Origin of the sequence: Nocardia vulneris, from assembly GCF_001613425.1 — a bacterium.
Classification (GTDB): Bacteria; Actinomycetota; Actinomycetes; order Mycobacteriales; family Mycobacteriaceae; genus Nocardia; species Nocardia vulneris.
Genome location: NZ_BDCI01000017.1, coordinates 143,683 through 168,983, shown reverse-complemented (window position 1 = coordinate 168,983; position 25,301 = coordinate 143,683). Strand labels below are relative to the sequence as shown.

The following is a 25,301-nucleotide window of genomic DNA, read 5'->3' as shown; positions in this document are numbered from 1 at the left end:
CGTGGCCGGGTACTTCGATCGTTTCGTGGCGGACCGGGCCGCGGCCGGGCAGCTGGTGGTCCAGCCGCGCATGGGGTTCGGCAGCCTGTCGGCGATGCGGTCCGGTCTCGCCCGGGTGGCCTACCTGGATTTTCCGGTGATAGGCACGCTCACGCTGGACAGCTACACCCGCGTCGGCGACTACCGGACGCCGCTGGAACGTCTGGCCGCGGGGGAGGAGCTGAACGGGTACCCGCTCGTCTCGCATCCGGTCGCGGAGACCAGGAAACTGCTCGCCGGACTGTACGGGCCGAACTTCCCGGTCCAGGTGCGCCACGGCACCGCCCTGCCGTTGCGGGTCTTCGAGCGGCTGGTCGAAGTGGGCCTGGACGCGACCGAGGGCGGGCCGGTCTCGTACTGCCTGCCCTACAGCAGGCTGCCGCTGCGGGAGGCCATCGACGCCTGGGCGGAAAGCACCCGGTTCCTCGCCGGCGCTACCGAATTCGGCCATATCGAGAGTTTCGGGGGTTGTCTGCTCGGCCAGCTCTGCCCACCTTCGCTGCTGGTCGCGATGGGCGTGCTGGAGGGCTGCTTCTTCCGGCAGCACGGGTTACGCTACATGTCGTTCAGCTACGCGCAGGGGACATTGGCCGAACAGGATCGCGGCGCGCTGCGGGCGTTGCGGACCCTGGCCGCCGAGTACCTCGGCGATGTGACCTGGCACGTCGTGTTCTACACCTATATGGGACTGTTCCCGCGCACACCCGACGGCGCGAGCCGGTTGATCCGCGACAGCGCCCGGCTGGCCATCGCCACCGGCTGTGAGCGGATGATCGTGAAGACGGTGTCGGAGGCCTGGCAGATTCCGTCCGTGCCGGAGAACATCGCGGCCTTGCGCATGGCCGCGGAAGAGGCTGCCGGACCGCTCGATCCGGCCTCCCCGGCCGCGGACATGTACTTCGCCGAGGTGCTCGCCGAGGCGCGCCTGCTGATCGACACGGTGCTCGATCTGCACGCCGACGTCGGGGAGGCACTGCTGCGGGCGTTCGCCACCGGGCTGCTCGACGTCCCGTTCTGCCTGCACAACGACAACCTCGGCGCCGCGACCACCGTGCTCGACGAACAGGGCGCGTTGCGCTGGGGCGAGCTGGGCCGACTTCCGTTGCCGCCCAGCGCCGGTCGTGCCGACCTGGCCCGGCTCGGCTCCGACGCGCTGTACGGGATGCTCGACCACGTCGCGAACAGCTATGACAGCCGCCTGATTCCGTGACAACCCAGATGGGAAGCTCGATGTCCGAAGACAATCCGTCCACTGTGGTCCTGGTGGACGCGTTCTCCACGGGCGCGCTGCTCGCCCTGCAAGCCTGGCACCGGTACCGGCTGATCCACGTCCGGTCCCGGGCTCGGCTGCCCGCGACCTTCTCGGCGAGCCTGCCCGCCGAGTTGTTCGCCGAGGACTTCGCCTACACCGACCACGCCGACGACGTCATGCGCCGGCTCGCCGAACTCGCCCCGATCGCGGTCATCGCGGCCAGCGAGTTCGGGGTGGAGGTGGCCGACGAGATCGCCGCGAAACTCGGCCTGCGCGGTAACGATCCGGCGCTGTCGCATGTGCGGCGGGACAAGTTCCACATGCTGGAGGCGGTCGGCGCCGCGGGACTGCGCACGGCGCGGCAGCGGCGCACCAGCGAGGTGGCCGACCTGCTGGCCTGGCGGCGCGCAGCCGGGCTCGAACGCATGGTGGTCAAGCCGCTCGACAGCGCGGGCTCCGACGACGTGTTCATCAGCGACTCCGAGGCGCAGGTGCGCACCGCGGTCCGCACGATCATCGGCAAGACGAACCTGATGCTGCGGACCAACGCGGCGGTGCTGGCCCAGGAGTTTCTGGTGGGGGAGGAGTACATCGTCAACTCCGTCAGCCGCGACGGCATGCACTGGTTCACCGATGCCTGGATCAGCCACAAGAAGACCGTCCGGGACAACCGCAGGATCTACGACTACGAGGACCTGCTCGCGCGGTCGGACCCGAGGTTCGACGAGATCCTCGACTACGTCGCCGGTGTGCTGGACGCGCTGGGCATCGTGAACGGACCCGCGCACACCGAATTGATCTATACCGCAGCAGGTCCGGTGCTGCTGGAGACCGGGGCCCGATTATCCGGACTGGCCAACCCGCGGGCCCTCGATCGGTGCACCGGGGTGAATCAGGTGGACCTGACGATGGACTGCTACCTCGGCGGCGGGAACGCGCTGGCCACCCAGCCGGCCGTGTACGCCCGCCACGAACACGCGCGCTGCGTGAATCTCATTGCGCATCGCGAGGTTCCGCTACCCGCACCCGTGCTCCGGGACGAACTCGAACGCCTGCCCGCCGTGGAAAGCGTGCGCTTCCGGATCGGTGATCAGACGCTGACCAGGCCGACGGTCGATCTCAACTCCTCGCCCGGTGTCGTGTTCCTCGTGCACGCGGACGCCGCCGAGATCGAGCGGTGCTATCAGGCACTACGACAACTCGAGCACGAGTTGCTGTAACCGCGTCGCCCCGACCAGGAAAGCCGCAGGTTTCGATGACGAATCCGCAACTCGGGCAGGTGCTGCTGGCCGTCCTGGTGCTGCTGCTGGCGGCCAATCTGCTCGGGCAGCTGTTCCGTAAGCTGCGTCAGCCCAAGGTCGTCGGCGAGATCCTGGCCGGAATCCTGCTCGGGCCAACGGTGCTCGGACAGCTCGCGCCCGGCTTCGCGACCGAGCTGTTCGGCACCGACGACGCGGCCAGCAGAGCGGTGCTGCTCGGCTTCCTGTACCACCTCGGCCTGCTCCTGCTGATGTTCGTATCGGGTTGTGCCGCAAAGCATCTGCTGGGGTCGCAGAACCGCAGGGCCACCGCCTGGATTCTGGGCATCGGCACCCCGCTGCCGTTCTTCCTCGCGCTCGGCGCCGCACCGCTGCTGCCGCTCGGCGCGTTCACCGGCACTGCGGGCAGTACGCACGCCGTGGTGCTCGTCTTCGCGGCCGCCACGGCGGTGACCTCGATTCCGGTGATCACCAAGATCTTCTACGACCTGGGCATCCTGCACACCCGCTTCGCCAGCCTGCAACTCGGCTCCGCCGTGCTCGAGGACATCGCCCTGTGGGGCGTGCTGTCGGTGGCCACTGCGATCGCCTCGGCGAGTTCGCTGTCCGCCGGCGGCGACCTGACCGCCACCATCGGCGAGCACATGGCGGTGAACGCCTGCTTCGTGGTGCTGGCGCTCACCGTCATGCCCGCGGTGTTGCGCAAACTCTCGCGCGCCGGATGGAATGTGGTGGCGCGCAATTCGCCCATCGCGTGGATGCTCGTCGTATTCCTGGGCTACGTCTCGCTTGCCGCGGCGCTGGACGTGACGCTCGCCTTCGCCGCCCTGCTGGCCGGTTTCGGCGTCATGGGCGGGATGAAAGGTACCGAGCAGGAACGGTTTCAGGCACCCATGCACGCGCTCGGTGAGGTGGCGGGGCACTTCTTCGTCCCGCTGTACTTCGCCATCGTCGGCTATCGGCTCGACCTGACCAAGACGTTCGACCCGCTCATGCTCGCGGGGTTCCTGCTCGGCACCTCACTGGTGGTGTTCCTGTCCGTCGGCCTCGGGGCCAAACTGGCTGGGATGAACCGGCTCGACATCGTCAATCTCGCGGTCACGCAGAACGCGCGCGGGGGCCCGGGCATCGTCATGGCCTCGGTCGCCTTCGACGCGGGCATCATCAACGCCACCTTTTACACGACGCTGGTCCTCACCGCCGTGCTCACCTCCCAGGCCTGCGGTTTCTGGCTGGACTACGTGCTGCGTAAAGGCTGGCCGCTGCTCTCGGGCGACGACCTGCGCCGCCGCGGCATCGAACCCGAACGTGAGGAACTGCCGCAGCGCGCTGCGGCCGGAGGCGGCTAACCGATCGCCATGACGACGAGGCCGATCGCCACCGCCGCGAAGACCACGACGATCAGTGCCCCCGCGACGATGGCCGCGATGCCGGTGATCGGGAACCGATTCCGGGTGCGTGGCTCAGGGGCCGACAGCCCGGAGGTCTGCGGTGTGTCCGGGGGTGTGGTGCCCGGCGCGACGCCGCCGCCCGGCTCCAGGCCGGGGGTCTTGGCGGGGTCGGGATCCATCGAAACCATGCTCGTTCCTTTCCTCAATCCGGCGGCTCCTGCGCGTCCTCGGGGACCGCGCCCGGGATATTGGCCGGAAGATCGTCGGTGCCGTCGTAACTGCCCGGACCGAGATCGGCGGCCGCGCGCCGGGGCGCCTCGGACGGTTGCGGGGCGGCACCGGTACCGGCGAGACCGCCGGCGTTCCCGTCGCCGGAATCGGTGTTGTCGAGTGCGTCGATCGCGTCGCTCAGTTCCGCGCGCAGGCGATCGGTGGCGGCTTGATCACCCGCGTTCTCCGCGGTCGTGATGTCCTGGCGAAGCTGGGCGATGACGTCGTGGCTGACCATGATCCTCCTCGCTTGTCGGGTGGGGCCTTGTCGGGTGGGGCACAGTCACGCGCTACCCGGCCTCGGTCCGCGCAATCAGTCGATCCGGCGACAGCCGTTGTGATTGCGATCATGCGCACGGCCACCGCACCCGCACCTGTTTGACGGCAGCCCACCGGGTAGTGCCGAAACAGGCGGCGGTGACGACCGGCCTTTCGGCACGGTGCCGTCGTCCGGCAGCGGCCTGTGGTCGCTGCGCGACCCGAGAAAGGACACGCAATGTCCACCGCGCAGGAAACCGGCCGGTTCACCGGCACCAAAGACAAGGACTACGACCTCATCTGGTTCACCGAGGCGTGCCTCAGCAACGCGCTGCGCATGGAGGAATACAGCCGCGACGCCGAGACGAACGGTGACAGCGAACTGGCCGAGTTCTTCCGGCGTGCCCAAGCGGAGAGCCGCAAGGGCGCCGAACAGGGCAAGACGCTGCTCGCCCGGCGACTGATCGGCGACGCGGCGAACACCACGCCGGAGTAGCCCCCGATCGCCACCGAGCACACCCGTCGTAGGCACAGGAGGATCGACAATGAAAGCGGTAGTTTGGCACGACGTCGGCGATATTCGCCTCGAGCAGGTCGACGACCCGAAACTGCACGAGCCCACCGATGCCGTCGTGCAGATCACGACCTCCGCGATCTGCGGCACCGATCTGCACCTGGTGCGCGGCACGATGCCCGGGATGGTGCCCGGCACGGTCCTCGGACACGAGGCGGTGGGTGTGGTCGTCGAGGTGGGCGCGGCGGTGCGCGGGTTCGCGCCGGGCGACCGTGTGGTGGTCTGTTCGACGATTTCCTGTGGGTACTGTGCCTACTGCCGCAGCGGCTATCCGGCTCAGTGCGACACCGCCAATCCGAATGGCCCGCAAGCCGGTACCAGCTTCTTCGGTGGTCCGGAGGGGACCGGGCCGATCGACGGGTTGCAGGCCGAGTACGCGCGCATCCCGCACGCGAGCAACACCCTGGTCAAAGTGCCCGATTCGGTGACCGACGACCAAGCGATCATGGTCTCGGATGTGCTGCCGACGGGCTGGTTCGGGGCGCGCCTCGCCCAGGTGGGCGAAGGTGACACGGTGCTGGTCCTCGGCGCGGGAGTGGTCGGGCAGTGTGCCATCGCCGCGGCCGAAAGACAGGGTGCCGCACGCATTCTCGTGATCGACGGGCTCCCGGACCGTCTCGCGACGGCGCGGGCACAGCACGCCGAGCCGATCGATTTCCACGCCGAGGACCCGGTGGCCACGGTGCGGGAACTGACCGGCGGCATCGGCGTCGATCGAGTGATCGATGCCGTCGGGGTCGACGCGCAGCGACCGCATTCGGGGCCGGCGGCGGCAAACCTGCCGGTCGATGCGGAGACTTTCGAAGCAGAACGCGAGCTGGCCGCGCCGGCGGGCAATACCGACGACGGGCAATGGCTCGTCGGCGACGCGCCCAGCCTGTCGGCGCGCTGGGCCGTACAAGCGGTCGCCAAAGCGGGTTCGATCGGAGTCATCGGTGTGTATCCCCCTGATTTCGATCGTTATCCGCTGGGGCTCGTCGTGAACCGCAACCTCACCGTGCAGGGCGGCAACTGCAATCACCACCGTTACGTGCCCGGACTGCTCGGCCGGGTCGCCCGCGGGGATATCGACCCGACCCGGTTCATCACTCAGCACGCCGATCCGCTGTCGATGATCGATGCCTACGAAACCTTCGATCGCCGCGAGACCGGCTGGTTGAAGACCGTCGTGCCGGTCGCGGACGTCGGCTAGCCGGAACGAAACGGAGGAGCCGACATGCGGACCGAGGACGTCGAGAAGCGCTGGACCGACGAAGGTACGTTCCGCCAAGCCGCGACCTATGTGCTGGCGGTGCTGGGTGTGGCCGCGGCGGTGTTCGTCGCGACCACGGTGTGGGCGGCGAATCGGGCGGCCTGTGCGGCCGCGGCGAGCACATTGTGTGACACCACCGCCAAGACCGCGGTGCTGGCCGGTCCCGCAGCGATAGTTCTGCTCGGCGGCATCGGCGCTTTCCTCCGGACGTATCAGCAGTGGCGGCGCGGCCGGAACTGGCCGATCTGGCAGGGCGCGGGATGGTTCCTGTTCGTGCTCATGACCGTCTTCCTGGGCATCGGCGGCGGCGCGGTCGCGAGCTGAGCGGCCCGCTCAGCAGTGCACCCGCGCCGCGACCGCGAGCCGGACATTCGCGCGCTGCAAGGCCGCTCGGGCTTCGTCGTCCGAGCGATCGTCGGTCAGCCGCTGGGCCGCGTCGGTCTGCGCGGTGCGCGCGCGGACCACATCGATGCGTTCCGCGAACTCCAATCCCTGTGCCGTCAAACGGATCTCGTCGTCGACCGCGCGTAGCTCGCCGCCGTGCAGCGCCGCCAGCCACTCGCGCGTGCCGGCCCGCACCGTGAGCACCCCGATGTCGAGGGCCACGTCCATCCGGTCGTGGCCCGGCTCGAGCACGTGGACGCCGTCGACGGTGGGCACCCGTACCCGGTCGGCACTGAAGACGAATTCCCGATAGCCGGGTACCTCCAGCACGACCGCCAGACCACGGGCGGTGCGCACCCGCGGGTCGCGGCCGGAACTCCGTTGCATTGCTGACCTCCTATCGATGTCCGACGGCAGTGCTGTCGACGGGTGTGCGGACCAGGTTCCAGCGCTGCGCCGCGTCGTCGTAGGCGATGTGCCCGGCGGCGGCGAAGCCGTCGAGCCAGCCCCGCATCGGCCAGCGCGACCAGCGACGATGGAAAGTTGTTGCGTTGCCGAGTATTTCGTCGAGGTGCTCGATCGGCGGGTCCGAGACCGGGTGGTATTGATGATAGGCGTCCGCGCCGCCCACCCAGCGCAGGCGCGCGCCCACGGCCGCCGCCTTGTAGGCGAAGTCGGTATCCTCGCCGCCGTAACCCCGGTAGCGGGTGCAGAAGCCGCCCACCCGGCGCCAGGTCTCCGCGGTGACGGCGAACGAGAGTGACCAGAAGAGGTCGAAATCCGTGCTGTCGGCGTGGGTCCGCGCCGGTGGGTCCGGTCGCGCCGGGTGCGGGTCGCGCTGCCGGTGCAGCGCGGACAGGTCGTAGCCGCCGGGCGGGGCGGGCGGGAGGTAGGTCACGGGCCCGCACAGCAGCCGCGGCTCGGCGTCCGCCGCGGCCTGGTAGCGGGCGAGCAGGCCGGGGCTCGGAATGCAGTCCACGTCGAGGAAGACCAGCAGTTCCGCGCCCCGCGCGAGCGCCGTCCTGGCCCCCAGATTGCGTGCCTGGGCCAGGGGTAGCCGGGGTGAGCGCGCGTCCAGCCAGACGCCGTGCGCGCCGTGCCGGCGGGCGAGGTCGAGGACGGCGGGATCGCCCATCGCCACCACGAGGTGCTCGTCCGGCGGGTACGCCACTCGCGGCGAGACCGCGAAACTGGTTGCGCAGGTGGCCGGTTCGTCCCGCCGCCACCGTGATGACGGTAGTCGGGGGCGTCATGCCGCAGCCCGGGTGGCGCTGCGGGCCACCCGATCGATGACGGCGGCCGCGCGCGCCGCCGCGCCGTCAGTGCGCCACTCCCGCCAGCGTCCGGCGTTCGTGCGCCGGGCCGCCTCGATCAGTGCGGGCCACCGGTCCGGTGCAGGCCACGCGTCGGCGACTACGGCCAGTCCGGCGGTGGCGAGCGCCGTCGCGGTGGCGTGCTGTTCGCCGAACGGGCGGTCCGCGGGAATGAGCACGGCGGGTTTGGCGGCGGCCGCGATATCGGCGACCGCACCCTGTCCGGCGTGCGCGACGACCACGTCCGCGTCGCACAGCAGCGGCCAGGGGTCGTCCACCCAGTCGCCCAAACCCGCTGTGCGCCAGCGATATTGCGGATGCATGGCGGCGCACTCGCGGATGGTCGCCGCGGTGAACCGGCTGCCGCCGGCGCCGGCGAGCACGAGCACGGTCGGGCGATCCGCGCTTCCGCGACGGGCGGGCGGCGGCTGCCCGGCGAAGCGGCTGACGCCGCCGACGTAATGGGTCTTGTCCGCGTAGGCCCGCAACCAGGGCGGGTCGTAGCGTGCCTGCGGCCAGGTGGCGAGGAGAGCGTCGGCCAGATCGTGCACCAGGTTGTGCGGTGCGTCGACGCGGGTGCCGGGTAGCACCATGGCGACTACGGGAACGCCGTGCAGCCTGGCCAGCAGCGCGACCTCGACGGAGACGTCGACCACGAGCGCCGCGGGCCGTTCGGTGGCGATCCAGTTCGCGATCCGCGCCATCCGATCGCGCAGTCCCGCATCGGTTTTGGGCACCCAGTGCAGGCGACCCGAAGCGGTGGGATCGAGCACGGCCGGGGCCGCGTCGTCCGGTGGCAGCCGCACACTGTCGGCGAACACCGGATCCGCGACCGACAGCGACGTGAGAGCGGTGACGGGCGTGGCGAGTTCGGCGCAGATGGTGCGCGCCCGGGTCAGGTGACCCGCGCCGTGATGATGAATGTAGTAGCCGATCATGCTGCCCCCTTCCGGGTTTCGGCGTAGGTCGCGCCGGCGATGAGGCGCCGGTAGTGCTGCAGGTAGTTGTCGACCATGGTGGTGATGCCGCACACCGCTACCGCCCTGGCCCGCGCGGCGGCTCGCGAGAGTGCCGCGGCCGGTGCTACCGCGGCGGCCATGGCGTCGATGTCACCGGGCGCGACGAGCCTGCCGCACGCCGGATCCACGATCTCCGGGATCCCGCCGCGCTCGAAGGCGACGACAGGCGTGCCACAGGCCAGGGCTTCCGCGACGACCAGGCCGTACGGTTCGTCCCACAGCGGGGTGATCAGCGCGGCCGTGCACGAGCCGACCAGGCCCGCGAGCGCGGTCTGATCGAGATGGCCGTGGTAGACGGTGTTTTCGCCGAGTCGTGGCGCGATGGTCTCGCGGAAGTAGCCGGCGTCGCTGATCGGGCCGGCCAGGTGCAGCCGCCGTCCGGCGCGCCGCGCGGCGGCGATCGCGAGATGCGCGCCCTTCTCGGGCGTCAGTCGCCCGAACCAGACCAGGTCGGTACCGCCGGGCCCCTGCGGCCACGCGCGCAGGTCGATCCCGTTGGCGACGACACCGACCCGGCGCACGACGTGTCGCCAGGACTGCGCGGTATGCCTGCTGACGGCGACGAAGGCCGACCCGAGCCCCTTGCTGACGTCGAGGGCCGATTCGAGCCAGGGCGTCGGCGGGGTGTGCAGTGTGGTCAGCATCGGGACGCCCAGCGCGGGCGCCATGGCGACCGGCAGGTAGTGCAGGCTGTGATTGTGGATCACGTCGAACGAGGTGGGCCCGATGGCGCCGAGGTCGGTCATCACGGTCAGGTAGGCGTGATGGTCGGCGAGGAATTGCCGCGGCTGCATCGAGGCGTCGGCGGCGGCCGCGGTGCTCGGGCTGAAGGCGCGCACCCGCAAGGCCGCACTCGCCGATGCGCGATCGCTGCCGTCGGCGGCGAACAGCGTCACCCGGTGGCCGCGCGCTTGCAGGGCGCGGGCCAGATGCCACACGTGCGCTTCGAGCCCGCCGGCGAAGGGTTGCCGGATCGGATGCCGGTTGGAGGCGAGTAATGCGATGGACAAACGACTTTCGTTCGTGATCATCGGGACAGCGCCTGCTCGTAGATGCCGCGGTGCGCCGCCGCCAGCGCGGTGCGCTCGACCCGGCGCGCGGTCCAGTCCGCGCGCTCGGCGCGACCCTCGTACACCGCGCGCACCGCGCGGTCCAGGGCAGCGGCGTCGAAGTGGGTCTCGTCGAAACCGAAGACGGCGCACCGGCGTTGCTCGGCGTAGCAGCCGCAACTCGGCGCGACGACCGCGGTACCCAGGTCGTAGCAGGCCTCCAGCCAGCCCGAATGGGTGCCGAAGCGGTACGGCAGCAGCGAGACCGTCAGCGACGAAAGGTACTGCCACAGTTGGTCGTCGGTGAAGTACTCGTGTACCCGGACCGACACACCGGGCCTGCGGCCGAAGTCCACCAGGGCCGCGCCCGCGGTCGGGTTGTACCAGTGGTTTTCGGGATCGAAGAGTTCGTCGTGCAGGTCGATGCGCAACCGGGCATCGGGCAGCGTCGCGATCGTCTCGGCCAGCACCTCGAGGATCGGCAGCGGATCCATGTTGGCGCGCAGGCTTTTCGCGTGCACGCCGAGCACGAACGGCCCGGTCCCGCGTGGCGCCTCGATCAGCTCGCGGGCCACCACATGCGGGTGGCTCAGCACGTGCGGCGTTCGGCCCCAGTGCCGCTCGATCTGTGCCGCCGCCGACGGGGTGAGCGTGATGATCTCGTCGGCGGCCGGTATCAGCACGTCCAGCTGTTCGCGATGTGGACGCGGATCGGGCTGGTGTGGATTGCGCAGATCGTGCGCGGTGTAGACCAGCGGCTTGCCGTGCGCGCGCAGTTCACCGACGATATCGGCGAGCACCTCGGTCGGTACCGAGTCGAAGCCGAAGTGCACGTGGAAGACGTCGAAGCGCCGGTGGTTGCGCCGGATCCACTGCGGATCGAGCATGACCGGCGGCCACCAACCGCCCGGCACCGTGCGGCCGTCGGCCGGTCGCGGATCCGGTAGCCGCACAACCCCGTCGGCCCCGTCGAGCGGGGACAGGTGCCGGACGTAGACGTGCGAGGCAGGCACCGACGCGACGCGCAATGTCGCGTTCCGTACCTGCGTTCGCGCATCGGCGACGGCGGTCATGCCGAGGTCCCGGCGTAGCGAACCGCTTCGAAGCCGAGCTGGACACCGATGCCGACATCGTGGTGAACGGGCGGCCTACCTGTGTCGATCTGCATGGCATTGCACCCCTTTTCCAAACGATCATGTGGCTGAGTCGATGCCGATCTACCCGGGGTTTTCTCGAGCAAACCGAGGTCGTCGGCGCGTACGGCGGTTGCCCGGACATCTCGTTTACCGACCGTTTGCGCGGGTAGCTCCGCGATGTCCCGCGTGCAGAGTTCCAATGCCCAGACCCCGGCATCGCGTGTCGACGGGGCCGGTCGCCGCCCGCACCGGTGCTGATTTGCCGACGCCGGTCGGGTAAGTTTGGCGGCCGGTTGACGGATTGGTAGGGGTGTTGAGAGCGCGGTTGCAAGCTTCGGTCGAATGGTGGGCAGGCTTGCGGCAACGAGGGGGCTGGTCGTGGTGGGCCGCGGTGGCGGCGATCGCGGGCGGTGCCCTGGTACTGGGCTGGCGGGCGAGCAAGTACGGCAGTTGGATGGTCGACGACGCGGGCATCACGTTCGCCTACGCCCGCAGTGTCGCCGCGGGTCTGGGGCCGGTGCTGCAGCCGGGCGCACCACCCGTCGAAGGGTTCTCCAATCCCACTTGGCTTTTCGTGCTCGTGGTGGGCTCCTGGTGTGGACTTTTCGATCGCGGCAGCATCTTCGGCGTGCCCGACTACGTGCTGTACCCGAAAGCGGTTGCGCTGCTGTGCTGTGCGGGCATTCTCGCCGCCTGCTACCTCGCGGCCCGGCGAGTCTCGCGCTGGCCGGCGCTGGTCACCTTCGCGGCGGGGGTGTTGCTGGCCGCGATCCCTTCCTTCGTGATCTGGTGCTTCTCCGGGCTGGAGAACTCGTTGTTCGCGTTGGCGGCGTGCGCGTTGGCGGTGCACCTGTTTCGCGCCGTGCTGGACGAGCGGTTGTGGACGCCCAAGGCGGCCGTGCTCGCCGGGGCGATAGCGGCGTTCGCCGCCTTGACCCGCCCGGACGGCCTCATCTATCTCGTTGCCTACCCGGCGATTTCGCTGCTGCTGGTGCGGCGCGCGACGTGGACCGCCGCGCTGCGCGGGGTGCTGTACTCGGGACTGGCGTTCGCGCTTCCGTTCGGGGCTTACCTGGCGTGGCGCTACAGCGAGTTCGGCAGGCTGGTGGCGAACACCGCGGTCGCGAAAAACCAGGAAATGCCCAGCGTGCAGGACCTCAGCAGGATCGGCGATCTGGTGCAGTACGCCGGCGCCCCCGCCGTCATCCTGGCGGTCGGTGTGGTCGGGCTCGCCTTGGCTTCGCCGGGGAAGTGGCGGGACGGCGCCGTCGCGCTACTGGTGCCGCTGGCCCTGGCGATGGTCGCTTACTGTGTGCTGGAACCGGATTGGATGGCTCAATTCCGCTTCGCCACCCCGGTGTGGGCGCTCGGAGCCCTCGTCTTCGCGATCTCGGCGGGCGAGCTGCTGGCGAAGCTGCACCTGTACCGCCGGGTGCTGGTCGTGCTCGCCCTGGTCGGCGCGCTGATCCCGTCGGGCGTCGCGTTCGCCGACGCGTCCGGCTCGTATCGCGCGAATTCCGATGTGCCGCTGTGCTGGATCGTCTTGCGCTTCGGGGAGGTCTTCAACGGCTACGCCGATATCCTGGAACTCGACCACGGGTCGTTGTTCACCCCCGACATGGGCGGCAGCTCGCTGACCTCGCGGTTGCGGCTGATCGATATGGCCGGGCTGGTCGAAGCCCGGATCGCGAATATCTATGCGGGCAAGGACCCCACCGATCTCAGCGACTACATCTTCGACGAGATCGAACCCACCTTCGTGCACACACACGGCGCCTGGATGGGCAATCAGATCACCATCGATCCGCGAATCGAGCGCGACTACTACCGAATTCATCGCTCCCCGGACCCGGACCGCCCGGACGAGGACTGGGTCCGCAAAGACGTGGTGCGTGACGAGAACCAACTGCAACAGCTGCGTGACTACGCGGGCCGCGTCTTGCCGCCGCTCTGGCCAGGCTTCCGCGCGTCCGATTCCTGCGGTCCGGCACTGCGTCCCGGGCAGACCCCGGGACGCTGATCGACCGGACCACGGCAGGCGATGCCGCTCACAACGTCCGGGCGATGATCTCCTTCATGATCTCGTTGGTGCCCGCGTAGATCATCTGCACCCGGTTGTCCACCCACATGCGCGAGATCGGGTACTCGGTCATGTACCCGTAACCGCCGTGCAGTTGCAGACATTCGCCGGCGACCGACATCGCCCGCTCGGTGGTCCACCACTTGGCCATCGCGACGGTGGCGATATCGAGTTCGCCCGCAATATGTTTGACGATGCAGTCGTCGGTGAACACACGCGCGATCTTGGTCTCGGTCGCGACCTCGGCGAGCTTGAACTTGGTGTTCTGGAAGCCGAAGATGGTGCGGCCGAACGCTTCGCGCTCCTTGGTGTAGCGGATCGTGTGCGCCAGCGCGGTTTCCATGCCTGCGACCGCGCCGACCGCGATGATCAGGCGCTCCTGCGGCAGCTGCTGCATCAGCTGGACGAAGCCCTGGCCTTCGGCGGTGCCCAGCAGATTGGTCACCGGTACCCGAACGTCCTCGAAGAACAGCTCCGAGGTGTCCTGGCCTTTCTGGCCGATCTTGTCGAGCACCCGGCCGCGCCGGAACCCGGCCCGTTCGGCCTCGACGAGTACCAGGCTGACGCCCGCGGCGCCCTGCGTGGCATCGGTCTTGACCACCACGATGATGAGGTCGGCCTGTGCGCCGTTGGTGATGAAGGTCTTGGATCCGTTGACGACGTACTCGTCGCCCTCGCGGACCGCTCTGGTCTTGATGTTCTGCAGGTCCGAGCCGGTGCCGGGCTCGGTCATCGCGATCGCGCCGACCACCTCGCCGGTGGCCATCTTGGGCAACCACTGTCGTTTCTGCTCCTCGGTGCCGTAGGCGAGCAGGTAGTGCGCGACGATGCCGTTGTGCAGGCTGGCGCCCCACGCGGTGTCGAGGGCCTTGGCCTGCTCCTCGATCAGCACCGCCTCGTGCGCGAATGTGCCACCGCCGCCGCCGTATTCCTCGGGAATGGACAGGCACAGCAGGCCGAGTTCGCCCGCCTTGGTCCACAGGTCGCGGTCGACATGGTGCTGGCCGATGAACTTCTCGATGTTCGGCGTGACCTCTTTCGCGAAGAAGGCTTGGGCGAGCTCGCGCAGCGCGTCGAGGTCGTCGTTCATCCAACTCGACCGGTAGGCGGCCATCGAGTCTCCTTTGGTTCGGGCGCCAACGCTGGATATATGTAACCAGTGTTTGCGGGTACAGCATGTACCCGGCGGGTACAGCATGTACCACCTACGCCGTGCGGGCAAGAGTTCCTGCCCGTCGAGCTGCCCGCATTCCGATACCGTGAGACCTCGTGGCAGAACGACGCTGGACCGACACCGCCGCGGCGCGGCGCTCGACGAGCCGGGCGCCGGGCCGGGACGAGCGGCGACGGGTCATCGTGGACGCGGCCATCGCGGCCATCGAAGAGCACGGGCCCGACGCGTTGACCGGCCAGATCGCGGATCGGGCCGGTTTGGCGCGCAGCCACGTCTACCGGCATTTCGCCAGCAAAGAAGAGCTGGATCTGGCCGTGGCCCGCCGTGCGTACGACGATCTGAAGCGGCAGATCCGGGCGGCGCTCGAGATCGAGGGCTCGCCCTACGCGATCATCCGGGCGCCGATCGCCGAGCACATCAGCTGGGCCGATGAACACCCGAACCTGTACCGGTTCCTGCTGGAGCGCAACTATCGGCACGGCAGTGACGAGCCGCGGGTCGGCGGCAGTGCGTTCGCCGCCGAGATCTCCGCCGCCGCAACCCGTTACATGCCGGAGTTCGGCGCCGATCCACTGGCGGCCGATCGTCTGGTCGTCGCCCTGCTCGGTCTCATCGATGCCTCGGTGCGCTGGTGGCTGGTGCATCGCGGCATGAGCAGGAACGAGCTGATCGAGCAGCTCGCCACCGAAGCGTGGCTGCTGATCGACCATCGGCTCCGCGGGCTCGGCATCGAGCTGAACTTGCACGCGGAGTTGCCCGACGGGGGCTGACCCCCGGTCTGGGCGCTCGCGTCCGGCAGTCGTTCCGACTCCAGCGAAATCCGCGCCGATTCGTCCGATCGAGTGCTAGGCTACCGATCAGCAACATTCGGTAATTTGGATTTTAGGATGTGAGTCCGATGAAGAAACTCGTCATGAGGGCGGTACCGGGCGCACTGCTCGCGATCCTGGCCTGCGCCGCGCCCGCGCACGCGGCACCCGTCAATGCGCAGCAAGCGCGGGATACCTGCCTCGACTATCTGTTGCAGACCATCCGGGCCATGCCCGAAGGCACCTACCTCGAGGCGGCACCTGACAGTTCGCTGCCGCCCGGGCATATCCTGCAGACCGGTACCGGCAGCGCCTTCTTGCCGCGCGCCGAGCACTATTCGCTGGGCTACCGGTTGCTGAGCGACAGCTCGTCGGCGGTCTACGCGGGCGCCGAAGCCGCGTGGGAATCCTTCGGCTGGGAACTCGTCCGCAAACCCCCATACCCCAACGGCGCCACCGAGACCCAGGTCCGCCCGGCCGACGGCTACCTGCTCGACGTGCTGCTCGGCGTAGGCGACGGATACACCGTCGTCACCCTCGCCTGCTCCACCACCGAACCCTTCCCCGGCGGCGGCCCCGCCCCCACCCCGGTCCCATCCACCCTCACCCGATAACGCGCGTCAGGGTTGTTGGAAGCCCATGCCGCGCATGACGGTGGTGACGTGGCTGTGCCACAGGGGGTCGGTGTCGGGGATCAGGGCGGTGAGGCTGCCGAAGATTTCGGCGGAGATGAAGCCGAGGATCGAGGCCCAGGCGTTGGCGACGATGCCGGGCAGGGGAGTGGCGGGCAGTGTTTCGCCGTCCAGCAGGGCGTTCATCAGCGGGCCGATCGCCAAGGGGGGCACCGCGGTTCGTTCGGGGTCGGCGGCCCCGGAGCTGACCGCGGACAGGTAGGCGGCGCCCAGGGCGATGACGGTCCGGCCGGCGGCGGGCCCGGTTTCCTCGGGCAGGGCCTGGTGGCCGGGGATCGGCGTGCCGTTGATCAGGGCGAAGTCGGCTCGGTTGTGCAGCGACCACTGCCGGGCGGCGTCGCAGCAGGCGCGCCACTGCGCCGCCGGTTCGGGGCCGGCGTCCTGCTGCGCGGCGATGATCGCATCGGCCATGCTGTCGTACGCGTCCACGCACAGCGCGGTGATCAGCGCCGACTGGTTGTCGAAGTAGCGGAAGATCGCCGCGGGGGACATGCGCATCGCCCGCGCGATGCCGCGCAGCGAAAGGCCGCCGGTGCCTTCGGTCTCCAGTTGCCCGCGGGCAAGGGATTTGATCTCGGCGATGGTCTCGGCGCGGCGTTCGCTCCGTCTGGTGGCCCGGCCCGGCGTAGCGGCGGGGGTGGTGGGCATCGGTGGTCCTTTCCGGAGGGCTCGCGGCTGCTGCGGAGCAGTCTAGCGTTGCCCGTACAAGCTGATCACACTGTGAACAGTGCCCACGCCGGCGTGCCATTGACAGCGACCTGTCGTCTGTGAATTATAGTAACAAAGTGATCGGCGATTACATTGTGGGTGGACGTCGACCTTCCGTGGATCAGGAGCTGCCATGACCGCAGTGCAGACCGGCACCAGGGCGATGCTGGCGCAGGAGTATCGGGACGTCGCCGACCTGCTGCGTACCCTCACGCCGCAGGAGTGGGAAACCGAGACCCTCTGCGCCGGGTGGCGGGTCCGTGATGTCGTGGCCCATGTGCTCTACGAGGCGACCCCACCGCTGCGGTACGTCTTCGAGATCGTCCGCAGCGGGGGGTCGATGGACCGGCTGAACGAGCTCTACATCCGCCGCGGCGCGACCAAGACGACCGGCGAACTGCTGGCCGCGTTCGAATCGATCCACGGGCAGGGCCTGGGCGCCCGGGTCGCACCGAGAAACGTGCTGGCGGACTTGATGATTCATCACCAGGACATCCGCCGCCCGCTCGCGCGCCCGCGCACCGTACCGGCCGATCGCCTGCTCACCCTGCTGCGCCACCCCGACCCGTTCCTGCGACCCGGCCCGCGCATGCGGGGATTGCGTTTCGCCGCAACGGATGTCGACTGGGAACACGGTACCGGGCCCGCGGTGACCGGCCCTGGCGAAGCCATCTTCATGGCCATCGCGGGCCGTGCCGCCGCGCTGGCGGATCTGCACGGCCCCGGTGTCGACACCCTGCGTGCTCGGCTGCGCTGACTTCAGGAGGTGGATCCGATGCCGAACATCGAACAACCCGAGGTGGTGGTCTACACGACCGCCTGGTGCCCGTACTGCTGGCGACTCAAACGTCAACTGCGGGGCGTCGGTGTCGTTTTCACCGAGATCGATGTCGAAAGCGACACCGCGGCAGCGGCTTACGTCTTGTCGGTGGCCGATGGGAACCGCACCGTGCCCACTGTGCTGATCCGTGAGCGCGTGCTGGTCGCGCCGGACTTCCACCAGGTGCTCGTCGCCTTGTCCGAGGCCACCGGGCGCGCGGTCTGAGCCGTAGCGCGGTGACCTTCGTTTTGTGGACCGCGACGGCTCGCCTGCTTCGTTCAGCGCACTGACGCCGCGCTTCGCGTCGAGCAGGATTGACGTACGGCGCATCGCGGACGCCTCGACATCGAGTCCACGGTGTCGCTGCGGTTCCGTGCGACGAACCGAAGCGAGGTCTCCGTAATGGCTGCTTTCTCGGCAACCCGAAAGACCGCCGACCGACGGCACGGCGCGGACAGTTACGACGACATCGAACCGGCACTGCTGGAACTGTCGGACCTGGATAGTGACGATCCGGGTCACCCGGAGCTGCGTGCCACGATCGTGCGCCGCTGCCTGCCGCTGGCCGATCACATCGCGCGGCGTTTCAGCGGTCGCGGCGAGACCTACGACGACCTCTATCAAATCGCGTCCGTGGGCGTCGTCCTGGCGGTCGATCGTTTGGATCCGTCCCGGGGCAGCCCGTTTCTCGCCTTCGCGGTGCCCACGATCATGGGCGAGGTACGGCGGCATTTCCGTGATCACACCTGGGCGGTCCGGGTGCCGCGCCGGGTGAAGGAAACTCAGCAGCGGATCGGGCCGACGGTGGAACTGCTGTCGCACCGGTTCGGCCGCCCGCCGACGGCGATGGAACTCGCGATCGAGCTGGACCTGGATCTGACCGAGGTGACCCAGGCGCTGATCGCCACCAACTGCTACCGGACCGATTCGCTGGATCCGGCGGCCGACGCCGGAAGTGATACGGGCGCTGCGGCATTCGCCGAGAACCTGGGTGGCGACGACGGGAACTACGAACTCACCGAGAATGCCCTCGCCGTCGCGCCGTTGCTGGCGGCCTTGCCCGAGGCGGAGCGTCGCATCCTGCACATGCGCTTCTTCGAGGGGCTCACCCAGGCGCAGATCGGTCAGCAGTGCGGGGTCTCCCAGATGCAGATCTCCCGAATCCTGTCGCGGACACTCGACGCGCTGCGCACCGAAGCCTTGGCCGACTGAGCGCGGCGCGATGTCACCCGCCGAGGTCGTGCTCGGCCAGCGCGGCCGGTCCGCCGACGGTCTCGGGTACGGCCGCGCCGCACGGCTTCGACGCCGTGGTGGTCGGCGCCGGGGCCGGACCGGTGCCGGGCTCGATGCGCCGGATGGCCGCGGCCGCGGTCTTGAACAGCGGCTGTTTCGAAGCCGGGTCGAGTTCGGTGCGGGTCAATTCGTTTGCGGCCCTGTCGTGTTCACCCTCATCGTCGAAGTAGCCGTAGTGGAACGGGAGGAACACCACCCCCGGACGGATCGCGGTGATGCGGGCACGGCCGCGCACCGCCCCGCGCGCCGAGTACACCTCGACCAGGTCCCCTTCGGTGATGCCGGCCGGGGCCACGTCGTCGGCGGACAACTCGACCCACACCTGCGGGGCGGCGTCCTGAAGCTGTGGTACGCGCGCGGTTTTGGTCCGGGTGTGGAAGTGGTAGAGCGTGCGGCCGGTGATCAGGACGAGCGGATAGCCCGCGGACGGGGGCTCGTTGGGCGGCTGGTAGTCGGCGGCCTTGATGATCCCGCGGCCGTGCGGATCGTGTGCGCGATAGTCGTTTTCGCCGACCGGCGCGCCGCTGACCAAGTCCTTGCCGAAGCTCTCGCAATAGTCGGGTTCGGTGGGGAAATGTCCGTCGGTGTAGAGCCGTTCGGTGCCGTCGGGTCGCGCCTCGGTGCACGGCCACTGCACGCCGCCCGCACGAAGTTTCGCGTAGCTCAGCGCCGTGTAGTCGCAAGGCCGCCCCGCACTGCATCGCTGCCACGCCGCGTAGGCGGTCTCGGCATCTGTCCACGGCGGCAACATGTTTCCCGAACGATCCCGGAAGTCCATGCGGCGCGCGTAGTCCAGGAAGATGTCCAGATCGGCGCGGGCCGCACCCGGCGGCACCACCGCCTGCTCCGAAAGATGCACGGTGCGATCGGCATTGGTGAACGTGCCGGTCTTCTCGCCCCAGGCCGCCGCGGGCAGCACGACATCGGCGAGTTCCGCGGTCTCGGTGCGGAAGATGTCCTGGACCACCAGGAACAGATCGGGCCGGGACAGAATGCGGCGGATCCGGGCCAACTGCGGCAGGGATACCGCGGGATTCGTCGCTGAGACCCACAGCAGGCGTAACGAGCCCTTTTCGGCCAGCTCGAACATCTGCATCGCGTGCGTCGGCGGACCGTCGTGCGGGATGTCCTCCGCCGCGACATCCCACAGCCGCGCCAGCTCCTCGACGTGCTCGGCGTTCGCGTAGTTGCGGAAGCCCGGCAGGTCCCCGTCGGCTCCGCATTCGCGGGTGTTCTGCGCGGTGGGCTGCCCGTTCATCTGCAACACACCGCACCCGGGTTTGCCCAGCATGCCGCGCAGCAGGTGCACATTGTTGACCTGCACGGCGGCCGCCGTGGCCTGATGAGACTGGTAGACGCCCTGCAGCACGGTCGAGAGCAGTCGCGGCGCGGTGCCGAGCAGTTGCGCCGCCCGCCGGATCTCGCGCGGCTCGAGGCGGCAGATGTGCCCGGCCCGTTCCGGCGTCCAGGACGCCACCAGTTCGGCGAGTGCGTCGAAGCCGACGGTGTGCGCGGCGAGATACTCGTGGTCTAGCTGATCGTGCGCAATCAACTCGTGCAGCAGCGCGTTCATCAGCGCCATATTCGTGCCCGGCAACGGCGCGAGATGGACGGTGGCGTGCTGGGCGACCAAGGTCGGCCGCGGGTCGACGCACAGCAGGGCGGGCGGGTCCGAGCCGGCGAGCCGATCCAGGATCCGCGCCCACAGCACGGTTTGGGTTTCGGCGACGTTGTGTCCGTAGAGCGCGATCGCGTCCGCATGGTCGACATCGGTGTAGGAACCCGGCTGGCCGTCGCTGCCGAACGACTCCTTGAGCGCCTCGGCCGCGGTCGCGGTGCACAGGCGGGTGTTCCCGTCGACGTGCGGGGTGCCGATGGCGCCGTGCGCGATCACCCCGAGCGTGTAGTACTCCTCGAGAAAGAGCTGGCCGCTGGTGTAGAACCCGATCGCCTCGGGCCCGGGCCCGGCGAGCAGTTCGCGGCTGTGTCGCACGATGCGATCCATCGCGGTGTCCCAGTCCGTCTCGACCAACTGCCCGTCGACCCGGACGAGCGGGCGGGTCAGCCGCTGCGCGGAACGATTGGCCTGCCAGCCGAACAAATCCTTGGGGCCGAGCCTGCCGTGGTTCACCCGGTCGTCCGCCCGTCCCCGGACGCCGACGACCCGGCCGTCGCGCACCGCGATATCCATCGCGTCGCCGTTCGAATGCAGTACCGACGCCGACGGCACCCATCGGTCGACCGTTTCCGCGCGGACCCCGTCTTCGAGGAACATGTCGGTCCGAACAGGCCACTTTTCACCGCGCCCGTACGGCGTCCGGACACCCCACGGCTCGGCAATTCGATCACTGCGCACCATTGCGGCGTCCTACCCCCGCGCACCGACCTCAAACACGCAGGTATTGCGCGAGGACCGCCGCGTTTTCGGTGATCGCGCCGATGTAGCCGTCGGGGCGGACGAGGACGTAGGTGCCGGGGGAGACGTCGTAGCCTTCGCACGGGGACAGGGTGAGCGTCGGCAGGCCGAGGTTCGGGGTGGGGGCGTCGAACGCGAGCAGGGTGTGGTGCGGTCCCTGGAAGGCGTCGAAAAGTGTTGTGCCGGAGGGCAGGAGACCGTCGGGTGCGCGGTCTCCGGCGCGGAGCGTGCCGGGGTCGGCGCGGTCGTCGAGGGCGAGCGGGCCGTCGCGGTAGGAGATATCGAGCTGGTGGATCGCGGGTGCGGTGCTGCCGCCGCGGAAATCCTGCTGATGCAGCAGCGAGCTCAGGCCCAGGACGTTCGCGGCGACCGGCATCCGCTCGGCCGCATAGGTTTCCAGGAGCCCGGGGTCGGTGCCGTCGACGGCGGCCGCGAGCTTCCAGCCGAGGTTGTACGCGTCCTGTATCCCGGTGTTGAGTCCCTGGCCGCCGGCCGAGGAATGGACATGCGCCGCGTCGCCCGCTAGGAGCACCCGCCCGACCCGATACCGGTCGACCATGCGAACGTTCAAGCGGTACAGCGAGATCCAGCGCAGGTCGAACAGCTCGAGATCGGTGCGGCCGCTGCGTTGCGCGCACAGCCGCCGTACCGCGTCCAACGTCAGCTCCGGAGTCTGCTCGGCCGGTAGCGACACGACGAACTGGTAATAGTCGCTGCCGGGCAGGTTCCACAGCGAAAATCGTTGGCCCACATCACCACCGCCGGTGAGGATATGGCAGTAGCGCCCGTTGAGACCGCGTACCCGGACGTCGCCGATCAGGGTGCGTTCGGATTCGGCGGCGTCGCCGATGAAGTCGACCCCGATCGCCTTGCGAACGGTGCTGTGCCCGCCGTCGGTGCCGACCAGATAGGCGGCCTCGATCGGGCCGTTCGCCGTGTGCGCGATGACGCTGTCGGCATCCTGGTCCACAGCGAGGACTTCGGTGTTCCACTCGACCTGCCCGCCCAGTTCGACCAAGCGGCGGTGCAGAATCTCCTCGGTCCGCCACTGCGGAATCAGCCAGGGATCCGGGAACGGCACGGTGACCGAGGCCGAAAGCTCTGGCGTGCCGAGCATTTCGGAGAGGGACCGTTCCCACAGCACCTCCCGTCCCCGGTACAGGCGGAACTCGGGGAAGGGTGCACCGCCGGCGCGGACGGCGTCGAGCACGCCGAGGTCGGCGCAGACCTCGAGCGTGCGCTGCTGCAATCCCTTCGCACGCGAGCCGGGAAACACGCCCGGCGCCTTGTCCAGCAGGCGGAACGGCACCTGACGACGCGCGAGATCGCACGCGAGGGTGAGTCCGGTCGGGCCTGCCCCGACGATCACTACCGTCACCGGGTTACTCCTTCGTGCCGGAGTAGAACGAGTAGGACGTCGTCGACGAGGCGGGCGATGAACGCGTCGTCGAATCCGGAACCGAGTTGGGTCTGGCGCAACATCATCGCCTCGGCGACGTCGTGGATCAGATCGACATCGGTGTCCGCGGGCAGGTCGCCGCGGTCCATCGCGCGCCGCAGTGCATCGTGGAAGGGAGACAGTTCCTCGTCTTCGATGTGCTCGCGCAGCGCGGCGGCGAGGTCCGTGTCGTACTGCATGGCGGCGACCAACCCGCCGATCATCGTGGTGTAGCGCTCGGAAGCCTTGGTGCACAACGCTTCCAGGACGGCCAGCAGATCCCCGCGCAAGGTGCCGGTGACCGGGATGGCGGCGTTGTGGTCGGCGTCGTAGGCGTCCAGTGCCGCCTTGACCAGTTCGGCCTTGTTGCGCCAACGGCGATAGATGGTGGCCTTACTGGCATTGGCCCGCGCCGCCACCGCGTCCATGGTCAGGGCCGGGTAGCCCTGTTCGGCGACCAGATCCAGCGTCGCCGCCAGGATCGCATCGACTCGTTGTTGCCCTCTGATCATGCCGTGAAGCGTACGAGACAGTTTCGTACACTTCAAGGGAATTATCGTTCGATCCGAACGCGCACTCGTGTTTTACCGGCGACGGCCCAGTGCGGCGTCCGCACTGAGGCGACCGGTTCCGGTCAGCACGATCGCCGCCAGGGCCAGAATCAACAGCCACTCCGAGGCGTAGAAGAAGTTGCCGAGAAAGCCGAAGGTCGTCGTCGCCTTCGCGGCGATGGCGGGCGCCACCGAGAACCAGAGCGCGCCGACCATCGTCAGGGTCAGTCCGGCGGCGGCCGGTCTGGTACGCGGGTCACCAATAGCCATGCATCGCCGAAGCGCCCGAGTTCCATGCTTCGAAGGTACCGACCGCGAACTTCCAGCATCAGCGACCGAGCCCCGCTCGAGCTCGCCTTACGATGGATCGCATGGTTCCGGTCGAGTTGGGCTCCAGCGGCAGAGTGCTGGATCTGCATCGGCTGCACCAGTTCCTGGCGGTCGCGGAGCTGGCCGGTTTCACTGCTGCGGCGGCGGAGCTGCACCTCACCCAGCAGGCGTTGAGCAGTTCCGTGCGCCAGCTGGAGAAGCAACTCCGGGTCGAGCTGTTCGATCGAAGCGGCAGGCAACTGGTACTCACCGAGGCGGGCCGGGTGTTGCGCGACGGGGCGCGGGCGCTGCTGGCGGCGTCGGACGCGCTGTCTCGCCGTACGCACGAGGCGGGCATCGCCGCGCCGCCGACCTTCGTAGTCGGGCACACCCCGGCGATCACCGCCGAGGAGGTGTACGACCTGCTGGCACCCGTGCGGACCGGCCGCCCGGACGTGTCGGTCACCGTGCGCCAGATGTACCCCGACGCCCTGGCCCAGGCCCTGCACGAGGGGACGATCGACGTCGCCTTGCGGCGGGCGGTAGCGAATCCGCCCGATCTGGCGGCCGCGGTGATCGCGTACCACCAGGTCCGCGTGGCGGTCGCCCGGACACATCGGCTGGCCGATCGTGCCGCGGTCACGGTGTGCGACCTCCAGGACGAGCAGATCGTCATCTGGGCGCCGCCGGGCGCGTCGTACTACACCGATTTCATCCTCAGCACCTGCCGCCGAGCCGGTTTCGAGCCGCGGTTCGTCGTCAATCACATCCAGGGCACACCCCCGGTGACGGCGGTGGTCGACACCGAGCACGTCGCCATCGTCACCGCCCCCGCCGGACCCGCGCTCGGGGGCCGGGTGCAGGTGATCGAACTGAAAGAGGGCCCGGTGGCGGCGACCCAGGCACTGTGGTTGCCGCACACCACCTCCGACGTGCGTGACCTGTTGCTCAGCGCACGGTCCGGCAACGACTGACCGGCCGCCCGTCGGGCAGCCGGTCAGTCGTCGGAGCGGCCTGGTCCAGGCGCGAATGGTGTCCTCGGTCTCGCCTCAGCGGGTGGTGTAGCCGCCGTTGGCGAGAATGGTCTGTCCGGTGATCCACCAGCCGTCGCCGACCAGGAATTCCACCAGCGGCGCGATGTCCTCGATCTTGGTCAGGCTATTGCCGAGCGCCTGCGACTTGTGGAACTCCACGCGCTCCGGCGTTTCCTGACCGTAGAAGAACGGGGTGTCCATCGGGCCGGGCGCGACGGTGTTCACCGAGATCAGGCGCGGTGCGAACTCCTTCGCCGCCGCCCGGGTGAAGTGCTCGACCGGCGCTTTGCCACCCGCATAGGTGGAGTAGCCGTCGGTGAACGCCGCGAGCAGCGAGGTGACCACGGTGACGACGCGACCGTTGTCGTTGAGCCGCTTGCCCGCCTCCTTGAGGAAGAAGTACGCCGATTTCGCGTTGATCGCGAACATCGAATCGTATTCCTGCTCGGTCGTCTCGATGATCGGCTTCCGCAATACCTTTCCGACGGTGTTCACCGCGATATCGACGCCACCGAATGCGTCGACGGCGACTTCGAAAAGCCGCTCCACATTCGCCGGAACCGTCAGGTCCGCTTGGAATTTCACGGCCTTGGCGCCCGCGGCCTCGATCGCGGCGACAGTTTTGTCGGCGTCCGGCTCGGTGCTGTCGCTGTTGTAGTGCACGACCACGTCGACGCCACGTTCGCCCAGCGTGCGGCTGATCAGCCCACCCAGATTCTTCGCGCCTGCCGCGACTACAGCGGACTTGCCCTGCAAACTCTGTGCCACTTTCGAACTCCGA

Annotated in this window: 26 protein-coding genes and 1 pseudogene; 13 read left to right on the top strand and 14 right to left on the bottom strand. The window is 68.9% G+C overall.

Annotated features, from left to right (window positions below; all coding sequences use genetic code 11):
- Position 1 precedes the first annotated feature (1 nt).
- Genes NVU01S_RS18515 through NVU01S_RS18505 form a run of 3 tightly spaced genes read left to right on the top strand, consistent with a single transcriptional unit; the run spans position 2 to position 3,899 of the window.
- The gene (locus tag NVU01S_RS18515; protein WP_043670319.1) at positions 2–1,249 is read left to right on the top strand and encodes a methylaspartate mutase; all 1,248 of its coding nucleotides are present in this window, start codon (positions 2–4) and stop codon (positions 1,247–1,249) included.
- A gap of 20 nt (positions 1,250–1,269) precedes the next feature.
- A complete protein-coding gene (locus NVU01S_RS18510; RefSeq protein ID WP_167829384.1) occupies positions 1,270–2,511 on the top strand; it encodes a biotin carboxylase in 1,242 nt (413 codons plus the stop codon).
- A gap of 35 nt (positions 2,512–2,546) precedes the next feature.
- The gene (locus NVU01S_RS18505; protein WP_052280582.1) at positions 2,547–3,899 is read left to right on the top strand and encodes a cation:proton antiporter; all 1,353 of its coding nucleotides are present in this window, start codon (positions 2,547–2,549) and stop codon (positions 3,897–3,899) included.
- On the opposite strand, the gene NVU01S_RS18500 is transcribed toward NVU01S_RS18505, so the two are convergent.
- Both NVU01S_RS18500 and NVU01S_RS18495 read right to left on the bottom strand, forming a co-directional pair.
- Positions 3,896–4,129, bottom strand: a complete 234-nt coding sequence (locus tag NVU01S_RS18500) for a DUF6480 family protein (RefSeq protein ID WP_043670314.1) — start codon at positions 4,127–4,129, stop codon at positions 3,896–3,898. The genes NVU01S_RS18505 and NVU01S_RS18500 overlap by 4 nt on opposite strands.
- Before the next feature lie 14 nt (positions 4,130–4,143).
- Positions 4,144–4,449, bottom strand: a complete 306-nt coding sequence (locus NVU01S_RS18495) for a hypothetical protein (protein WP_043670311.1) — start codon at positions 4,447–4,449, stop codon at positions 4,144–4,146.
- 258 nt (positions 4,450–4,707) lie between these two features.
- Here NVU01S_RS18495 and NVU01S_RS18490 point away from each other — a divergent pair, with 258 nt between their 5' ends.
- From NVU01S_RS18490 to NVU01S_RS18480, 3 genes are read left to right on the top strand one after another with little or no spacing between them, the layout of a single operon-like run.
- Positions 4,708–4,965, top strand: coding sequence for a hypothetical protein (locus NVU01S_RS18490; protein WP_043670308.1), 258 nt, complete (start codon positions 4,708–4,710; stop codon positions 4,963–4,965).
- A gap of 49 nt (positions 4,966–5,014) precedes the next feature.
- On the top strand, positions 5,015–6,235 hold the full coding sequence (locus tag NVU01S_RS18485; protein WP_043670305.1) for an alcohol dehydrogenase catalytic domain-containing protein: 1,221 nt from the start codon (positions 5,015–5,017) through the stop codon (positions 6,233–6,235).
- A gap of 24 nt (positions 6,236–6,259) precedes the next feature.
- Positions 6,260–6,619 (top strand): hypothetical protein, encoded by a 360-nt coding sequence (locus NVU01S_RS18480; protein ID WP_043670302.1) that lies wholly within the window; start codon positions 6,260–6,262, stop codon positions 6,617–6,619.
- A gap of 9 nt (positions 6,620–6,628) precedes the next feature.
- Here the strand turns inward: NVU01S_RS18480 and NVU01S_RS18475 are convergent, their stop codons facing one another.
- The 5 genes and pseudogenes from NVU01S_RS18475 to NVU01S_RS18455 form a co-directional block, all read right to left on the bottom strand.
- Positions 6,629–7,066 (bottom strand): F0F1 ATP synthase subunit delta/epsilon, encoded by a 438-nt coding sequence (locus tag NVU01S_RS18475; protein WP_052280581.1) that lies wholly within the window; start codon positions 7,064–7,066, stop codon positions 6,629–6,631.
- 10 nt (positions 7,067–7,076) lie between these two features.
- Positions 7,077–7,932, bottom strand: a pseudogene (locus NVU01S_RS18470) (glycosyltransferase family 2 protein).
- Positions 7,929–8,930: a glycosyltransferase gene (locus tag NVU01S_RS18465; RefSeq protein WP_043670300.1), complete on the bottom strand. Its 1,002-nt coding sequence runs from the start codon at positions 8,928–8,930 to the stop codon at positions 7,929–7,931. Before NVU01S_RS18465 ends, NVU01S_RS18470 begins: the two are co-directional and overlap by 4 nt.
- Positions 8,927–10,042, bottom strand: coding sequence for a glycosyltransferase (locus tag NVU01S_RS18460; protein ID WP_043670297.1), 1,116 nt, complete (start codon positions 10,040–10,042; stop codon positions 8,927–8,929). The genes NVU01S_RS18465 and NVU01S_RS18460 overlap by 4 nt, the downstream gene beginning before the upstream one ends.
- Entirely contained in the window at positions 10,039–11,133 is a 1,095-nt protein-coding gene (locus tag NVU01S_RS18455) for a glycosyltransferase (RefSeq protein ID WP_052280580.1), read from the bottom strand. The genes NVU01S_RS18460 and NVU01S_RS18455 overlap by 4 nt, the downstream gene beginning before the upstream one ends.
- 418 nt (positions 11,134–11,551) lie before the next feature.
- Here NVU01S_RS18455 and NVU01S_RS18450 point away from each other — a divergent pair, with 418 nt between their 5' ends.
- A complete protein-coding gene (locus tag NVU01S_RS18450) occupies positions 11,552–13,216 on the top strand; it encodes a hypothetical protein (protein ID WP_244467236.1) in 1,665 nt (554 codons plus the stop codon).
- A 28-nt stretch (positions 13,217–13,244) separates the two neighbouring features.
- Here NVU01S_RS18450 and NVU01S_RS18445 read toward each other — a convergent pair whose 3' ends face one another.
- On the bottom strand, positions 13,245–14,390 hold the full coding sequence (locus NVU01S_RS18445; RefSeq protein WP_043670291.1) for an acyl-CoA dehydrogenase family protein: 1,146 nt from the start codon (positions 14,388–14,390) through the stop codon (positions 13,245–13,247).
- Between the two features lie 155 nt (positions 14,391–14,545).
- Here NVU01S_RS18445 and NVU01S_RS18440 point away from each other — a divergent pair, with 155 nt between their 5' ends.
- Entirely contained in the window at positions 14,546–15,220 is a 675-nt protein-coding gene (locus NVU01S_RS18440; RefSeq protein ID WP_043670288.1) for a TetR/AcrR family transcriptional regulator, read from the top strand.
- 143 nt (positions 15,221–15,363) lie between these two features.
- On the top strand, positions 15,364–15,873 hold the full coding sequence (locus NVU01S_RS18435; protein ID WP_156161574.1) for a hypothetical protein: 510 nt from the start codon (positions 15,364–15,366) through the stop codon (positions 15,871–15,873).
- A gap of 6 nt (positions 15,874–15,879) precedes the next feature.
- On the opposite strand, the gene NVU01S_RS18430 is transcribed toward NVU01S_RS18435, so the two are convergent.
- Entirely contained in the window at positions 15,880–16,599 is a 720-nt protein-coding gene (locus tag NVU01S_RS18430) for a TetR/AcrR family transcriptional regulator (protein ID WP_043670282.1), read from the bottom strand.
- Between the two features lie 193 nt (positions 16,600–16,792).
- Here NVU01S_RS18430 and NVU01S_RS18425 point away from each other — a divergent pair, with 193 nt between their 5' ends.
- The 3 genes from NVU01S_RS18425 (at position 16,793) to NVU01S_RS18415 (ending at position 18,691) form a co-directional block, all read left to right on the top strand.
- Positions 16,793–17,416 carry a maleylpyruvate isomerase family mycothiol-dependent enzyme gene (locus tag NVU01S_RS18425; RefSeq protein ID WP_052280579.1) on the top strand — a complete coding sequence of 208 codons (624 nt, stop codon included), beginning with the start codon at positions 16,793–16,795 and terminating at the stop codon, positions 17,414–17,416.
- Between the two features lie 18 nt (positions 17,417–17,434).
- Positions 17,435–17,704, top strand: a complete 270-nt coding sequence (locus NVU01S_RS18420; protein ID WP_043670406.1) for a glutaredoxin family protein — start codon at positions 17,435–17,437, stop codon at positions 17,702–17,704.
- Positions 17,705–17,881: 177 nt separating this feature from the next.
- Positions 17,882–18,691 carry a SigB/SigF/SigG family RNA polymerase sigma factor gene (locus NVU01S_RS18415; protein ID WP_043670280.1) on the top strand — a complete coding sequence of 270 codons (810 nt, stop codon included), beginning with the start codon at positions 17,882–17,884 and terminating at the stop codon, positions 18,689–18,691.
- A gap of 13 nt (positions 18,692–18,704) precedes the next feature.
- Here NVU01S_RS18415 and NVU01S_RS18410 read toward each other — a convergent pair whose 3' ends face one another.
- The 4 genes from NVU01S_RS18410 to NVU01S_RS18395 form a co-directional block, all read right to left on the bottom strand.
- Positions 18,705–21,131 (bottom strand): molybdopterin oxidoreductase family protein, encoded by a 2,427-nt coding sequence (locus NVU01S_RS18410; protein WP_043670277.1) that lies wholly within the window; start codon positions 21,129–21,131, stop codon positions 18,705–18,707.
- Between the two features lie 28 nt (positions 21,132–21,159).
- The gene (locus NVU01S_RS18405) at positions 21,160–22,566 is read right to left on the bottom strand and encodes an FAD-dependent monooxygenase (RefSeq protein ID WP_043670275.1); all 1,407 of its coding nucleotides are present in this window, start codon (positions 22,564–22,566) and stop codon (positions 21,160–21,162) included.
- Positions 22,563–23,138 carry a TetR/AcrR family transcriptional regulator gene (locus NVU01S_RS18400; RefSeq protein WP_043670272.1) on the bottom strand — a complete coding sequence of 192 codons (576 nt, stop codon included), beginning with the start codon at positions 23,136–23,138 and terminating at the stop codon, positions 22,563–22,565. The genes NVU01S_RS18405 and NVU01S_RS18400 overlap by 4 nt, the downstream gene beginning before the upstream one ends.
- A 72-nt stretch (positions 23,139–23,210) precedes the next feature.
- Complete coding sequence (locus tag NVU01S_RS18395) at positions 23,211–23,447, bottom strand: hypothetical protein (protein ID WP_043670269.1); 237 nt, start codon at positions 23,445–23,447, stop codon at positions 23,211–23,213.
- A 101-nt stretch (positions 23,448–23,548) separates the two neighbouring features.
- On the opposite strand from NVU01S_RS18395, the gene NVU01S_RS18390 reads away from it, so the two are divergent.
- The gene (locus tag NVU01S_RS18390; RefSeq protein ID WP_052280591.1) at positions 23,549–24,460 is read left to right on the top strand and encodes a LysR family transcriptional regulator; all 912 of its coding nucleotides are present in this window, start codon (positions 23,549–23,551) and stop codon (positions 24,458–24,460) included.
- A gap of 75 nt (positions 24,461–24,535) precedes the next feature.
- On the opposite strand, the gene NVU01S_RS18385 is transcribed toward NVU01S_RS18390, so the two are convergent.
- Entirely contained in the window at positions 24,536–25,288 is a 753-nt protein-coding gene (locus NVU01S_RS18385; RefSeq protein ID WP_043670267.1) for an SDR family oxidoreductase, read from the bottom strand.
- Positions 25,289–25,301: the final 13 nt, after the last annotated feature.

Bases quoted from the DNA above. Each gene is read 5' to 3' on its own strand.
- NVU01S_RS18510 (WP_167829384.1), top strand. From the start codon at position 1,270: ATGTCCGAAGACAATCCGTCCACTGTGGTCCTGGTGGACGCGTTCTCC.
- NVU01S_RS18505 (WP_052280582.1), top strand. From the start codon at position 2,547: ATGACGAATCCGCAACTCGGGCAGGTGCTGCTGGCCGTCCTGGTGCTG.
- NVU01S_RS18500 (WP_043670314.1), bottom strand. From the start codon at position 4,129: ATGGTTTCGATGGATCCCGACCCCGCCAAGACCCCCGGCCTGGAGCCG.
- NVU01S_RS18495 (WP_043670311.1), bottom strand. From the start codon at position 4,449: ATGGTCAGCCACGACGTCATCGCCCAGCTTCGCCAGGACATCACGACC.
- NVU01S_RS18490 (WP_043670308.1), top strand. From the start codon at position 4,708: ATGTCCACCGCGCAGGAAACCGGCCGGTTCACCGGCACCAAAGACAAG.
- NVU01S_RS18485 (WP_043670305.1), top strand. From the start codon at position 5,015: ATGAAAGCGGTAGTTTGGCACGACGTCGGCGATATTCGCCTCGAGCAG.
- NVU01S_RS18480 (WP_043670302.1), top strand. From the start codon at position 6,260: ATGCGGACCGAGGACGTCGAGAAGCGCTGGACCGACGAAGGTACGTTC.
- NVU01S_RS18475 (WP_052280581.1), bottom strand. From the start codon at position 7,066: ATGCAACGGAGTTCCGGCCGCGACCCGCGGGTGCGCACCGCCCGTGGT.
- NVU01S_RS18465 (WP_043670300.1), bottom strand. From the start codon at position 8,930: ATGATCGGCTACTACATTCATCATCACGGCGCGGGTCACCTGACCCGG.
- NVU01S_RS18460 (WP_043670297.1), bottom strand. From the start codon at position 10,042: ATGATCACGAACGAAAGTCGTTTGTCCATCGCATTACTCGCCTCCAAC.
- NVU01S_RS18455 (WP_052280580.1), bottom strand. From the start codon at position 11,133: ATGACCGCCGTCGCCGATGCGCGAACGCAGGTACGGAACGCGACATTG.
- NVU01S_RS18445 (WP_043670291.1), bottom strand. From the start codon at position 14,390: ATGGCCGCCTACCGGTCGAGTTGGATGAACGACGACCTCGACGCGCTG.
- NVU01S_RS18435 (WP_156161574.1), top strand. From the start codon at position 15,364: ATGAGGGCGGTACCGGGCGCACTGCTCGCGATCCTGGCCTGCGCCGCG.
- NVU01S_RS18430 (WP_043670282.1), bottom strand. From the start codon at position 16,599: ATGCCCACCACCCCCGCCGCTACGCCGGGCCGGGCCACCAGACGGAGC.
- NVU01S_RS18425 (WP_052280579.1), top strand. From the start codon at position 16,793: ATGACCGCAGTGCAGACCGGCACCAGGGCGATGCTGGCGCAGGAGTAT.
- NVU01S_RS18420 (WP_043670406.1), top strand. From the start codon at position 17,435: ATGCCGAACATCGAACAACCCGAGGTGGTGGTCTACACGACCGCCTGG.
- NVU01S_RS18415 (WP_043670280.1), top strand. From the start codon at position 17,882: ATGGCTGCTTTCTCGGCAACCCGAAAGACCGCCGACCGACGGCACGGC.
- NVU01S_RS18410 (WP_043670277.1), bottom strand. From the start codon at position 21,131: ATGGTGCGCAGTGATCGAATTGCCGAGCCGTGGGGTGTCCGGACGCCG.
- NVU01S_RS18400 (WP_043670272.1), bottom strand. From the start codon at position 23,138: ATGATCAGAGGGCAACAACGAGTCGATGCGATCCTGGCGGCGACGCTG.
- NVU01S_RS18395 (WP_043670269.1), bottom strand. From the start codon at position 23,447: ATGGCTATTGGTGACCCGCGTACCAGACCGGCCGCCGCCGGACTGACC.
- NVU01S_RS18390 (WP_052280591.1), top strand. From the start codon at position 23,549: ATGGTTCCGGTCGAGTTGGGCTCCAGCGGCAGAGTGCTGGATCTGCAT.